Annotated in this window: 9 protein-coding genes; 3 read left to right on the top strand and 6 right to left on the bottom strand. The window is 52.9% G+C overall.

Annotation, left to right across the window (positions count from 1 at the left end):
- Window positions 1–112: 112 nt before the first annotated feature.
- The 5 genes from brnQ to phoB all read right to left on the bottom strand — a co-directional run bounded on the left by brnQ (window position 113) and on the right by phoB (window position 6,379).
- Window positions 113–1,432, bottom strand: coding sequence for a branched-chain amino acid transport system II carrier protein (brnQ, locus tag EO763_RS05855; RefSeq protein WP_161528383.1), 1,320 nt, complete (start codon window positions 1,430–1,432; stop codon window positions 113–115).
- Window positions 1,433–2,036: 604 nt separating this feature from the next.
- A complete protein-coding gene (locus tag EO763_RS05850; protein ID WP_161528382.1) occupies window positions 2,037–3,143 on the bottom strand; it encodes a cobalamin-independent methionine synthase II family protein in 1,107 nt (368 codons plus the stop codon).
- 242 nt (window positions 3,144–3,385) lie between these two features.
- Complete coding sequence (locus EO763_RS05845) at window positions 3,386–4,324, bottom strand: PstS family phosphate ABC transporter substrate-binding protein (protein WP_039490460.1); 939 nt, start codon at window positions 4,322–4,324, stop codon at window positions 3,386–3,388.
- Between the two features lie 15 nt (window positions 4,325–4,339).
- Window positions 4,340–5,662 (bottom strand): phosphate regulon sensor histidine kinase PhoR, encoded by a 1,323-nt coding sequence (gene phoR / locus EO763_RS05840; RefSeq protein WP_161528381.1) that lies wholly within the window; start codon window positions 5,660–5,662, stop codon window positions 4,340–4,342.
- A 27-nt stretch (window positions 5,663–5,689) separates the two neighbouring features.
- A complete protein-coding gene (phoB, locus tag EO763_RS05835; protein WP_005975981.1) occupies window positions 5,690–6,379 on the bottom strand; it encodes a phosphate response regulator transcription factor PhoB in 690 nt (229 codons plus the stop codon).
- A 294-nt stretch (window positions 6,380–6,673) separates the two neighbouring features.
- Between phoB and sbcD the strand changes: the two genes are divergently transcribed.
- A complete protein-coding gene (gene sbcD, locus EO763_RS05830; RefSeq protein ID WP_161528380.1) occupies window positions 6,674–7,900 on the top strand; it encodes an exonuclease subunit SbcD in 1,227 nt (408 codons plus the stop codon).
- Window positions 7,897–11,580, top strand: a complete 3,684-nt coding sequence (locus EO763_RS05825; protein WP_161528379.1) for an AAA family ATPase — start codon at window positions 7,897–7,899, stop codon at window positions 11,578–11,580. Before sbcD ends, EO763_RS05825 begins: the two co-directional genes overlap by 4 nt.
- A 3-nt stretch (window positions 11,581–11,583) precedes the next feature.
- Here EO763_RS05825 and mak read toward each other — a convergent pair whose 3' ends face one another.
- A complete protein-coding gene (mak, locus tag EO763_RS05820) occupies window positions 11,584–12,495 on the bottom strand; it encodes a fructokinase (protein ID WP_161528378.1) in 912 nt (303 codons plus the stop codon).
- 351 nt (window positions 12,496–12,846) lie between these two features.
- Here mak and rdgC point away from each other — a divergent pair, with 351 nt between their 5' ends.
- On the top strand, window positions 12,847–13,776 hold the full coding sequence (gene rdgC, locus EO763_RS05815) for a recombination-associated protein RdgC (protein WP_161528377.1): 930 nt from the start codon (window positions 12,847–12,849) through the stop codon (window positions 13,774–13,776).
- Window positions 13,777–13,892: the final 116 nt, after the last annotated feature.

Raw genomic sequence — 13,892 nt, 5'->3', positions numbered from 1 at the left:
GAACATTACAAAAAGAAAAACCACAGGCAAAAACCTGTGGTGCAGAAACCCAACGTTGTGCTGGAGCAGTACGCTATCCCTACCGCCCCAGTGCAATCAGGCATTAACGATATTATTGGTGTACCGTAACTTCCTGACGACCACAAAGCCTGTCGTAAATCACCGCAACCAATAAAATCAGCAGTGACGGTGGCAGCCAGGCCAATCCTTGCTCGCTCAGCGGCAAGTTGAGGCTCCACTCTGGCAACAGCGATTTGAAGGCCGACGATTTTATACCATCAATCATGCCAAATAACAGACTGACTAACATAACGGGAGCCACAATACGTGAAGCGCTATTCCACCAACGCAGTGTAAAGCTCAATAAAACCAGAATGATACACGGTGGATAAATCGCCGTCAGTACGGGAATGGAAAGTTGAATCAGATGGCTCAGGCCCAGATTAGACACCACCATCGAGAACGTTCCCAGCACAAACACCAGCGTGCGGTAAGACAACGGCAGGTATTGCGCAAAGAATTCAGCACAGGCACAGGTTAGCCCCACCGCCGTCACCAGACACGCGATGAAGATTAACAACGCTAGGAAGCTGCTTCCCATGTTGCCGAACGTGTGTTTCACATAGGCATGGAGAATCTCTGCCCCATTCTGCGCCTGCGGTACCAGTTCTCCACTGACAGAACCGAGCTGGAACAGGCTCAGATAGACCAGCGTAAGGCCGATACCCGCAATTAACCCAGCCCATACGGTATAACGCGTCAGCAGCACGGAGCTAGTCACCCCACGCGAGCGCGCCGCATTAACGATCACGATACCAAAGACCATTGCGCCCAATGTATCCATCGTCAGATAGCCGTTGACGAAACCATTAGAGAACGGCAGTTGCTCATACGTTTCTGTCGCTGGGATAGGTGAACCAGCAGGCCACAGCACCGCAGCAATACCCAGTACCGCCAGAGCAATAATCTTTAACGGTGCCAGCACGTGGCCGACCGTATCCAGCAGTTTGCCCGGATACAGGGAAATCGCGATCACAATGGCAAAATAAATCAGGCTATAAATCAGCAACGGAGAGGCTTCGTTGCCAACCAAAGGCGCCAGGCCGACCTCAAACGACACCGTTGCCGTGCGCGGCGTTGCGAACAGTGGTCCAACAGCCAGATAGCACACGGTCGCCAGAACCACCCCGGCCTTTTTACCAATCGGCGAGCTCAGCGCGTCAACGCCACCGCCAACCCGGGCAAGGGCGATCACAGTCAACACCGGTAGACCCACCGCCGTCAGTAGAAAACCAATCGCTGCGGTCCAAACGTGCTCTCCCGCCAGCAATCCCACCATAGGCGGGAAAATAATATTTCCTGCCCCAACGAATAAAGCAAAGGTCATAAAACCTAATGCCACAATATCTTTGGAAGTTAAACGATGACTCATAGTTATGTCGTGTTGCCTGTATCAAATCGATAAAAAGAAAACGGTGTCGTTTATCGCCGCCAGAAGTCGTTCACAAAGGGCTAGCTCGAAGCATGGCGTCAACACTCTGGAGACACGAAAGATGGCGGTCATATACTCTAAATAATTCGAGTTTCAGGAAGGCGGCAAGAGAAGGAATCCCGATGAGCTTACTTGAGTAAGTGATTCGGGTGACTAAACGCAGCCAACGCACATGCAACTTGAAATATGACGAGTATAGAGGAGTTATTTTTTGCACAGCCATATTGGGTGCTAAGTAAAACGTTTATAGCGTAAAAAGACAAGCAGAGATCCAAAAACCAGAGCATCAAGCCTAACTATGCCAAAAAATAAGAATATAAATTGGTTTATCCTGATTTGCATAACACATGATTTGCGCATTTATCGATATTTCATTGCAATAAAACTGACAAAAATCGGTATAAAATGCGTTACTTGATCATAAAAAAAACATATTTCACAAAATCGTCGCGAACGGAAAGCTGGATAACGGCCACAAAAAAGGCCGGATCGTATGATCCAGCCTCTGTATACCTGTTGCAGAGATAGCGCTATCTCATCGGTATCACCACACGCGATTGGCGATATCCACGACAAGTTTCAGCTTATTCCACTGCTGCTCTTCCGTCAGGCTGTTGCCCTCTTCCGTTGAAGCAAAGCCACACTGCGGGCTCAGGCAAATTTGGTTGAGATTGACATATTTTGCCGCTTCCGCGATGCGCGCCTGCACAACTTCAGCCTCTTCCAGTTCACCGTTCTTCGTAGTGATCAGCCCCAGCACTACCTGCTGATGGCCTGGCTTCACAAAACGCAGCGGCTCAAACCCACCCGCTCTCTCGGTATCATATTCCAGAAAGAACGCATCAACCTTCACTTCACCGAACAGAATTTCTGCCACAGGCTCGTACCCGCCTTCAGAAATCCAGGTCGAACGGAAATTACCGCGACAAACATGTAAACCGATAACCAAATCCGCAGGCTTATCGGCCAGCGCTTTGTTCAGCACGTCAGCATAGGTCCGCGCCAACTGTGCAGGATCTTCACCACGTTCACGAATCTGGCGTTTTTGATCGTCAGAGCACAGGTAGGCCCACACGGTGTCATCCAGTTGCAGAAAGCGGCAGCCTGCATCATAAAATGCGTGGATCGCATCGCGCCAGGTTTGCGCGAGATCATCGAAGTAGTCAGCCAAATCGGGGTAAACCGTCGCATCAATCGCTTTTCGTCCACCACGGAAATGCATCACGCTAGGACTTGGAATCGTCATTTTAGCGACCGCATCGCCAGAAATGCTGTTCAGGTAGCGGAAATGATCGAGCATCGGGTGCTGAGGATTAAAGCCGACTTTATCCACGACACGAATCGCATGGGATTTGGTCTGAATACCGTTGAATTGAATACCGTGATCGGCTTCGTAGCGCTCCACACCGTGCAAATCGGCAAAGAAATCGAAGTGCCACCAGGCACGGCGCAGCTCACCATCCGTCACAACCTGCAAGCCCGCTTCACGCTGCTTTTCTACTACACGCAGAATCTCACGATCTTCAATGTTACGCAGCGCAGCATCATCAATCTCGCCGGCCTGATGCTGAAGACGTGCTGCCTTAATCGCTGCCGGACGCAAGAAACTGCCGACGGTATCGGCACGGAAAGGGGATAAGATGTTCGCCATATGTCGCTCCTGACATGTTGCCAGTACTATTCTTCAGGAAAGAAGCGTACTGACAGATAGTTTCAATATGAAATATTTGCCCAGAGGGATAATTACATTTAATTTTATTTAGCCATCTGGACGTCTAAATTTAAAACTATCCTGTCACGTGGCGAATCACAGGGCAATGGAAGAATTTTCACGTTACATGAAGAAAGTTCATCTAGCGTGAAAACATCGCAAATTCGTCGAGGAAAGAGGAATTATTCCGGCAGGCCAATCAGCTGGCGCGCCTGACGACGCGTTTCTTCCGGCAATGGCAAATAGCCATCCTGATTCACCAGCGCTTGCCCCGTTTCAGACAGCACACGCGCTAAAAATGCCGCCGTCAACGCTTCCAGTGGTTGGCTGGGCGCTTTGTTCACGTAGATATAGAGGTAACGGGTGTAGGGATACAAACCGCTGCGGATATTCTCAGTCGAGGGGGAAATGTAGTCGGTGCCTTGTGCAGCTAACGGCAGCATTTTCACGCCGCTGGTACGAAAGCCCACGCTGGCATAGCCGATGGCATCGGTCGACGCAGCAACGGCCTGCACAACGGACGCCGACCCCGGCAATTCATTAACTTGAGGAAGGAAATCGCCACGGCATAGCGCCTTTTGTTTAAAGAACCCATAGGTTCCCGACGCAGAGTTTCGCCCATAGCGCAGTAACGTGCGTTTTTCCCAACTGCCATGCAGGCCGAGATCGCCCCACTGTTTTATCGGCTGGTGGTTACCGCAGCGCTGCGTAATCGAAAAGATGGCGTCCAGTTGCGACAAGTTCAGCCCAGGTAGCGGGTTATCCTGATTGACCAACACAACCAGCGCATCCATTGCCACCGGCACCGCCAGCGGCGGATAGCCATAGTGCAGGACGAATGCCTCAATTTCGCTGGCCTTCATCGCTCTGCTCATCGGCCCAAGCTGCGCGGCTCCCGATGCCAGAGACGTCGGCGCAGAGGACGAACCTGCGGCCTGAATCTGTAAATTCACGTTTGGGTAATGCTGGCTGAAATCCGCCGCCCAAAAGGCCATCAGGTTAGCCAGCGTATCCGACCCCGCGCTGGAGAGGTTACCAGCCAACATCTGGCGAGGCTGTGCGGAGCAAAACGCGCTGAGCAGCAGTAAAAAAGCGCCCGCAATACGAGTAGCGGATGTCATGGATAGCGTTTTCCGTCAGGCTGAAGGTTTCACTGTATTTTCAGCCAGAGAGGCAGGGACAATCAACCGATTCGGCAGCGTAAAGACGAAACGTGAGCCCATCCCATCCTCACTCATGATCTCCAGACGGGAATCATGATGGCTGAGTGCATGCTTAACAATCGCCAGCCCCAGCCCGCTGCCGCCCGTTTGTCGTGAACGCGCCTTATCCACCCGATAAAAACGTTCCGTCAGGCGCGGCAAATGCTCGGCCGCAATTCCCGGCCCGTTATCGCTGACCTGAAATTGTGCGCCCTGTGGAATCTTCTGCCAGCAGACTTCGATACGCGTTCCCGCTGGCGTATGGTTGACCGCGTTATACACCAGATTGGATACCGCACTGCGCAGCTGTTCTTCATTACCAAACACGCGGAGGCTTTCGTTCACACGAAAAACGATCTCATGACGCCCCTGACTCAGCGTCTGCGCTTCACGCTGCAATACGCGCAGCATCAATGGAATATCGACTTTTTCATTCAGATCAATTGCCGTTGCCGCCTCAATACGGGACAAGGTCAGCAGCTGTTTGACCAGCCCGTCCATGCGTCGGGTCTGCTCCTGCATGGTGTTCAGCGCCTTCCCTCGCAGAGCCGCATCCAGCGTTTCTTCCTGCATCATTTCCAGATAGCCCTGCAACACCGTCAGCGGCGTACGCAGTTCATGGCTCACGTTAGCAAAAAAGTTACGCCTGGCGCCTTCAAGCTGGTGCATTTGCGTAATATCACGCACCACCATCAGTAGCTGCCCTTCGGAATACGGCATCACGCGGAATTCAACATGGTGAGAATTATTCAACTGTAGCGTGAGAGGACGGCTAAAATCCTGTCCTTTCATGTAATTCGTGAATTCGGGATAGCGCAATAAGTTGAGGATATTCTGACCGTTATCCTCCGGCCAGCGGAAACTCAGCAGGTGCTGCGCCAGATGATTACACCAGAAGATCGTTCCTTCTTCGGTAATGATCACCACGGCATCGGGCAAGGACTCGGCACCGCTGCGAAACCGTTTGATCAGGAGCGCCAGCTCACGACGTCGGCGTCGGTTACGCAACTGCATCTGATAGAGCCCGTAGAACAGCGGTTCCCAGCTCCAGCGGCCGGGCGGTGGCGTCATGCTGCGGTCGACCCACAGCCAATAAGAGAGTTTTAGCTGGTTATAAAAATTCCAGCACAGTAGGCCTAATACCGCGACCAGCAGAAACCAGGGCAGATAGCCAAAAATCAGCCCCAGCAGTAAGGCAGGCAAACAAAAAAAAGCCAGCTCCAATGCCAGCCTTTTCCATGATAAACGTTCTAGCACGTTAATATTTCTCCGGTTACGATCACCTCAGTAACGCGTTGAAAAACGGTAGCCCGTTCCCCGAACGGTTTGCACCATTTTGTCATGTCCGCTGGTTTCCAGCGCTTTACGCAGGCGACGAATATGGACGTCGACAGTACGATCTTCAACATAAACGTTAGTGCCCCAAACGTGATTCAGCAACTGTTCCCGGCTATAAACACGTTCAGGATGCGTCATAAAGAAATGCAGCAGTTTAAATTCTGTCGGTCCCATGTCCAACGCGTGCTCTTCGGTCGTCACGCGATGAGAGGAAGGATCGAGGCTCAGGCCACGCATTTCAATCACTTCTTCCACCGCCATCGGTGAAATTCGGCGCATCACGGCTTTGATACGCGCCACCAATTCTTTGGGTGAGAACGGTTTGGTAATGTAATCATCCGCCCCCACTTCAAGCCCGCGCACCCGGTCTTCTTCTTCGCCACGCGCGGTCAACATCATCACCGGAATATCACGCGTCAGCGCCTCACGCTTCATATGCTTGATGAATTGCAGGCCCGATCCTCCTGGCAGCATCCAGTCCAATAACACCAGTTCTGGGAACGGCTCCGACAGTTGCGTTACCGCACTATCATAGTCTTCAGCTTCAACGGGTTGATAGCCATTTTGTTCCAGTACAAAGCAGACCATTTCACGAATTGGTGCTTCATCTTCCACGACTAATATGCGTTTTGCCATTGTTAATCCTGTCGTTAATCATCGTCGCTGTTAGCAGGCGAAAGGCATTATGCGTCAGTTTTATGACAGATTTATGAAAAACACACGGCCCTCTCTGCACGATTGTTACAGCGCGTACATCCTATTTTTCGAGCCGCTTTCCAAACGTCTGATTCCACCGCGACAGCCGCCCCCCTGCTATATATAATCATGGCATTACGATGACAAAGCACTCTGGCGACGACACACCCTTTCACATAATAAATAATGATAACGTCATCCACCGCCACGCGGCATGAATATCGAGAGAACACGATGCGCATTATCCACACCGCCGATTGGCATTTAGGACAATATTTTTATACCAAAAGCCGCGCTGTTGAGCATCAGGCTTTTCTAAACTGGCTTATCGTTCAGGTGGAACAACATCAGGTCGATGCCATTATCGTTGCTGGCGATATTTTTGATAACGGCTCGCCCCCCAGCTATGCGCGGGAAATGTATTATAGCTTCGTGGTCGCGCTACAGCGCACAGGCTGCCAGCTCATCGTTCTCGGCGGCAACCACGATTCTGTCGCGATGCTAAACGAATCCCGCGAGCTGCTGGCCTGCCTGAACACACGGGTAATTGCCTGCGCCAGCGACGATCCTGCCCAACAGGTGATCCTGCTGGAAAACCGTCAGCGGCAGCCCGGCGCCCTGCTCTGCGCGATTCCGTTTTTACGTCCGCGCGATGTGTTAACCAGCAAAGCTGGGCAATCCGGGGATGAGAAACAGCTGGCGCTACAGGAAGCGATTACCGCGCACTACCAGCAGTGTTACCAACTGGCTTGCCAAAAGCGCGACAAACTAGGCCTGCCGCTGCCGATTATTGCAACCGGACACCTGACGACAATTGGCTCGACCGCCTCAGAATCCGTGCGCGATATCTATATTGGTACGCTCGATGCTTTCCCGGCTCAGGCTTTTCCTCCTGCGGATTATATCGCGCTAGGCCATATTCACCGCCCGCAGCGCGTGACGCAAAGCGAGCACATTCGCTACAGCGGTTCCCCCATCCCGTTGAGTTTTGATGAACTCAACAGCGAGAAGTCCATCTGTCTGGTGAGTTTTGCACCAGACACGCCAGCACAAGTAAAAACACTGCCTATTCCCGTCACTCAACCGATGCAACTGATTAAAGGCAGCCTGAGCGATATTGAACAACAGCTGGCAGCGTTTCAGCACTATCAGGGCGATAAACCCGTGTGGCTGGATATTGAACTCAACACGCAGGATTATCTGAGCGACATGCAAAAACGCATTCAGGCGATGACCGAGCACCTGCCCGTTGAAGTACTGCTGCTGCGCCGCACGCGCGAACAGCGCCTGCAAGCGATTACCCAGCAGGACAAGGAAACGCTAAACGAATTAAGCGTGCATGACGTTTTTGAACGTCGTCTGGCAACGGAGACAGACATGGAAGACGGTCGCCAACAGCGTGTTCGCACGCTGTTTAATCAGGTTATTGATGAACTGGAAAATAGCGAGCCTGCCCAATGAAAATCCTCAGTCTGCGTTTAAAGAATCTCAACGCGCTGAAAGGCGAATGGAAAATCGACTTCACGCAGGAGCCGTTTTCCAGCAATGGCTTATTTGCCATTACCGGCCCGACCGGTGCGGGAAAAACCACGCTGCTGGATGCTATCTGTCTGGCGCTGTATCACGAAACGCCACGGCTTGGCCTGCTTTCCGCCAGCCAGAATGACCTGATGACGCGTAATACCGCAGAGTGCCTTGCCGAGGTCGAGTTTGAAGTTAAAGGCGTCGGATATCGCGCCTTCTGGAGCCAACGCCGGGCAAGAAACGCCCCAGACGGCAACTTACAGTCGCCCAAGGCCGAACTCGCGCTCATTGAAGACGGCAAAATTCTGTGTGAAAAACTCAATGATAAGAAAGAGATGATCACACAGCTCACGGGGCTGGATTTCGGCCGTTTTACGCGATCCATGATGCTGTCGCAGGGACAATTTGCCGCCTTCCTCAACGCAAAAGCAGACGACAGAGCGGAACTGCTGGAAGAACTAACTGGCACGGATATTTACGGCCTGATTTCCGAACGCGTCTATGACAAACACAAACAGGCAAGCGTCGTACTGAACACGCTACAGGCGCGCGCATCAGGCATTCAACTGTTAACTGATGAACAGCGCCAGCAGGTGGAAGAACAGCTTGCCGAACTGATCCAGCAGGAGCAACGGGGCAACGTCGAACGTGAGCAAGTGCTGACTACGCAGCGCTGGTTTGAGCAACTGACGCAGCAGCGCACGCAGCTAACCAACACGCAGGCGCAACATGAAAGTGCCGAATCCGCTATTCAGCAGGCTAAACCGCAGCTCGACAGGTTAACTCACAGCGAACCGGCAGAAAAACTGAGGCCGCTACATCAGGAACGCGAGCGCTATCGCCAGGAATCTCTTGTTCTGGCACAGCATATTGAACAACTGACCGGGAAACAGGCCGCCGAGCAGGTGACGTTAACCGCGTTACGCCAGCAGGAAGAAAAAGCAGAGCGGGATGTTAGTGAGCACAAACGGGTACGGCAGCAACAAGAGCAGGTGATCAACGAACAGGTTGTGCCACTTGACCATCGCATTACCACGCTGGTGCAGCAAAAAGTACAGCAACAGGACGAGCTGGCAAAAACGCAGGCTCATCTGCACGCGAATGAAAGTAAACAAACACAGACAGCGGCGGAACAGCAGCAGGCTAAACAACAGCTTGAACAGATCCAGTCTTACCGCCAACAATACGCACATCATCAGCAGTGGGGAGAACAACTTCCTCTGTGGCGCACCCAGTTTCGGCAGTTGCGCCAGCTTCAGGACGAGCAGCAGAAGCTGAAACAAAAACAGGCGCAGCATAGCGAACAGTCAGCAACGTTACAGCAAGAGGCAGTGACGCTGGCGGCACAGCGGCGTGAACAACAAGCGGCCGTTGATGCAACCCGTCAGCAGTTCCTACAACACGATGAGACACGGCAACATCAGGAGGCGCACCAGCCGCTTTCCGCCCTGCAACAGCAGTTTAATCAACGCATTGACCAGCGCACTGAACGCCAACAGCTCGCGACAATCAGCGACCAGTTCCAGCGTCTGCATATTCGCAAGCAGCAGTACCTCGCCAAACAGGGTGAGGTACAAGAGCATATCAGCCAGTCAGAAATTTTAAAGAAACAGCAGCAGTCTGAGCATGAGCAACGCAGCCAACATCTGGTCGATCTGGAGACGGTGTATCGACAGGAAGAACGGATCGTTAAGCTGGAAGCCGAACGGCAACGGCTACAGGCCGGAGACGCGTGTCCGCTATGTGGTTCAACCGAACATCCAGCCATCGAAAGTTATCAGGCACTACAGCCGTCTGAAACCCAACAGCGCCTGACGACGCTACAGCAGGAAGTGAATCGGTTAACAACGGCGCTGGCAAATACGACAGCACAATTGGCCGCACGAGAGCAACAGCGGGAACAGTTGCAACAGGACATCGCTCAGCTCGATAGCGAGCATCACGCCCTGCTGCAACAGTGGCAAGATGTCAGTAAGCACTTACAAGTTAACTACTCGCTTGAACAGCCAGACGAGGTCGCAGCTTGGCTTGCGCAAAATGAAGCAGAAGAACAGGACATTCGACAGCAGATTACTGCACGCGAACAATTGCAAAAACAGTGGCAGGAAAGTAAGGATTTACTGACTGCCGCAGAGGGATTGCAGCGGGAACTCGACCAGAGAATCGCACTCAACACCCAGCAACAAACTTCGCTAAACGTTACGCAGCAAGAGACCGAGCAGTCGCTGCAAAACGTGCAGCGGCTGCTCATGCAACACATTCAGGAAATCACGCAGGCGCTGGCAAATGTCGGGCTTCTGCTACCGGAGGCCGACGCACAGGATGGCTGGCTGGCGCAGCGCGAAAGCGAATGGCAAGACTGGAAAGCCAAAGAGCAGGAGCAATCTCGCTTAATTCCTCTGTTAGCCACGCTGGACAGCGATCTTCAACATCTGAATCGCAGCGTGACCGAGGCAAAGCAGCAATCACAGACGCAGCAACAGCGGTTGGAACAACACCTCGCGCTCCTCAACACAAGCCAGCAGGAACGACTGGCACTTTTCGGCGACAGGCAAATCGCTGCTGTGCGCGAACAGCTACAGCGAACCAGCCAACAGTATGACGATGTACTCCACCTAGCCCTGTCCGCTCGGCAGCAAACCGAAACAACGTTGAGCCGTCTGACAGGAGAGCTAGCGAGCACGCAACAGCAGTATGAACAGAGCACGCGCCAGCGTGAAAGTGCGACAGAGCGCTTTAGTCAGGCTTTACAGCAAAGCACTTTTACTGATGAAACGACGTTCCTCAATGCGCTGCTTGATGAGCAGGAACGTCAGGCGTTGCAGTCATGGAAGGAAAAACTGAACCAAAGCTTGCAGCAGGCGGCGGCACTTCACCAGCAGGCTGAGCGGGATCTGCTTGCCCATCAACAAAAGCGCCCCACCTCCCTAACGGAAGACGCTACACAAGAGGCGGCACAGCAGCAGTTGGCAGCGCTGGATGAAACGCTGAAAACCAACCTGCGGCAGCAAGGCGAGTTCCAGCATCAGTTAGCTGACGATCGACAACATCGCCAGAACCAGCAAAATTTACTTAATGAGATCGCCCAAAGCCAGCAAATGTATGACGACTGGAGCTGCCTTAATACGCTCATCGGCTCACAAAGCGGGCATAAATTCCGTAAGTTTGCTCAGGGGCTAACGTTGGATCATTTGGTTTATCTCGCCAATCTCCAGCTTTCTCGCCTGCACGGGCGCTATATGCTGAAACGGAAACCCGGCGACGAACTGGAGCTGCTGGTGATGGATACCTGGCAAGCAGACGCCGAGCGTGATACGCGTACGCTGTCTGGTGGCGAGAGCTTTCTGGTGAGTTTGTCGCTGGCGTTGGCGCTATCCGATTTGGTCAGCCACAAAGCCAGCATCGACTCGCTGTTTCTGGATGAAGGCTTCGGCACGCTGGATGCCGAGACGCTGGATATCGCGCTGGACGCGCTCGATAACCTGAACGCCTCCGGTAAAACCATCGGCGTCATTAGCCATGTTGAAGCCATGAAAGAGCGTATTCCGGTACAGATCAAAGTGCAGAAGGTTAACGGCTTAGGCGTCAGTCGGCTGGCGCCGCAGTACGCCGTTTAGCCATTATTCCGTCTTCGGCCAGAGCCAGGCGGCTCCGCGTACCCCGCTGGAGTCGCCGTGTATAGCCTGACGCACGGGCGTTTCGCACTCACCGCCGAAGATCCACTGTTTAATCTTTTCCGGCACAGTCTGATAAAGGCGAGAAACGTTGCTCATTCCGCCCCCCAGCACCACGACATCAGGGTCGAGCAGGTTAATCACATGCGCCAGCGATTTCGCCAGACGATGTTCATAGCGCTGTAACGCCAGTTCTGCGATGGGGTCGCCCTGCTCCGCTAAGGCAATGATTACCTCACCTTTGTGCGGCTGGCCGCTCAGGCGCTGGTAATCCTGCGCAAACCCCGTACCGGAAATAAAGGATTCAATGCAGCCAGATTTGCCGCAGTAGCAGGGAACCGTCTGCCGATAGCGTAGCTCATCATCATCCATCCAAGGCAGCGGATTATGTCCCCACTCGCCCGCAATACCGTTGCCGCCGACGTGAGCCTGACCGTTCAGCGCAATGCCCGACCCGCAGCCGGTTCCAATGATGACCGCGAAGACGCTCTGCTTCCCTGCCCCAGCACCGTCAACCGCTTCTGAAACCGCGAAACAGTTCGCGTCATTGGCAACCCGCACGGGCCGATTCAGCAGAGTGGCGAGATCGAGATCCAGCGCCTGACCGTTGAGCCAGGTGGAGTTGGCATTTTTTACCTTACCGGTAAACGGCGACAGCGTACCGGGGATCCCCACGCCAACGCTGCCACGGCTGCCAGTCGCTTTTTCAGCCATCTCTACCAGCGTAGCGATAGTCCGCAGCGTTTCCGGGTAGTCATTTCTTGGCGTCGGCATACGCTGCCGAAAACGTTCCTGCCCCTCATCATCCAGCGCAATGACTTCCGTTTTCGTCCCGCCTAGATCGATACCGATTCTCATGATGTCTCCCCGCGTGTTGTAAATAGGCCGAGTAAATTTGTCACCGACCTGAAACGTTCTTACTTATAGATAGATACCCTAAATAATTCGAATTGCAGGCAGGCGCCGACGCAGTAAATCTCCAGAAGCTTACATCAGTAAGCGACCGAGGTGAGCAAGTGTTGCCAACGCACATGCAGCTTGAAGTATGACGGGTATAACCAGAGAAACCAATCAGCTGCAACTCAAAGCGTGATAGGTATTCCTCTGAATCCCAGTATTTTATTCCACATAACCGCGTCGAATTCGTTATCATGCGCGCAACATTACAAACCCGCGTGCAAACCTGCGCGCCCAGTCAGGGATAACACCATGTTGTGGTTTAAGAACTTAATGATTTACCGCCTAAGCCGGGACAGCGTACTGTCCAAAGATAACGTTTTATCTGCGGATGAACTGGAAAAACGGCTCAGCGCTTTCGCGTTCACCCCGTGCGGCAGCCAGGATATGATGAAGACGGGTTGGGTATCGCCGATGGGATCCCATAGCGATGCATTAACGCACGTCGTTAATGGTCAAATCGTTATCTGCGTCCGCAAAGAAGAAAAAATCCTGCCGTCCCCGGTTATCAAGCAAACCCTTCAGGCCAAGATTGAACGTCTGGAAGCGGAACAGCACCGTAAGCTGAAAAAAACCGAAAAAGACTCGCTGAAAGACGAAGTGCTGCATAGCCTGTTACCGCGTGCATTCAGCCGTTTCAGTCAGGTTTGGCTGTGGATCGATACGGTTAACGGCCTGATTATGGTCGATGCCGCCAGCGCCAAAAAAGCGGAAGATACGCTGGCGTTGCTGCGTAAAACGCTGGGCTCGCTGCCTGTTGTGCCGCTGACGATGGAAAACCCCATCGAGCTGACGCTGACCGAGTGGGTTCGCTCCGGTGAACCGGCAGCAGGTTTCGTGCTACAGGATGAAGCAGAACTGAAAGCCATTCTGGAAGACGGTGGCGTTATCCGCTGTAAAAAACAGGATTTGGTCTGCGACGAAATCGCCGTACACATTGAAGCAGGCAAGCTGGTCACCAAGCTGGCGCTGGACTGGCAGGAACGGATTCAGTTGGTCTTGTCCGAGGACGGTTCGGTAAAACGGTTGAAGTTCTCTGATACGCTGCGGGAACAAAATGACGATATCGATCGGGAAGATTTTGCTCAGCGGTTTGATGCCGATTTTATTTTGATGACCAGCGAGCTGGCGGCATTGATTGCGAATCTGATTGAAGCGTTGGGCGGAGAAGCCCAACGTTAATGCTGTCGATTGTTAATACCATTGATTGTTAATGCCATCGATTGTTAATACTGCCGATTGTTAATGCAGTCGGTGATTGCCCGCCAATGTTCGGCGGGCAATACCTCTTCAGTATC

Origin of the sequence: Pectobacterium odoriferum, from assembly GCF_009931295.1 — a bacterium.
Taxonomy (GTDB): Bacteria; Pseudomonadota; Gammaproteobacteria; order Enterobacterales; family Enterobacteriaceae; genus Pectobacterium; species Pectobacterium odoriferum.
The sequence above is the reverse complement of the archived record's forward strand: the minus strand, read 5'-3'. Positions and strand labels throughout refer to the sequence as shown.

Excerpts from the sequence above, each read along its gene's own strand:
- sbcD (WP_161528380.1), top strand. The coding sequence starts at position 6,674 with ATGCGCATTATCCACACCGCCGATTGGCATTTAGGACAATATTTTTAT.
- EO763_RS05850 (WP_161528382.1), bottom strand. The coding sequence starts at position 3,143 with ATGGCGAACATCTTATCCCCTTTCCGTGCCGATACCGTCGGCAGTTTC.
- EO763_RS05845 (WP_039490460.1), bottom strand. The coding sequence starts at position 4,324 with ATGACATCCGCTACTCGTATTGCGGGCGCTTTTTTACTGCTGCTCAGC.
- EO763_RS05825 (WP_161528379.1), top strand. The coding sequence starts at position 7,897 with ATGAAAATCCTCAGTCTGCGTTTAAAGAATCTCAACGCGCTGAAAGGC.
- brnQ (WP_161528383.1), bottom strand. The coding sequence starts at position 1,432 with ATGAGTCATCGTTTAACTTCCAAAGATATTGTGGCATTAGGTTTTATG.
- rdgC (WP_161528377.1), top strand. The coding sequence starts at position 12,847 with ATGTTGTGGTTTAAGAACTTAATGATTTACCGCCTAAGCCGGGACAGC.
- mak (WP_161528378.1), bottom strand. The coding sequence starts at position 12,495 with ATGAGAATCGGTATCGATCTAGGCGGGACGAAAACGGAAGTCATTGCG.
- phoB (WP_005975981.1), bottom strand. The coding sequence starts at position 6,379 with ATGGCAAAACGCATATTAGTCGTGGAAGATGAAGCACCAATTCGTGAA.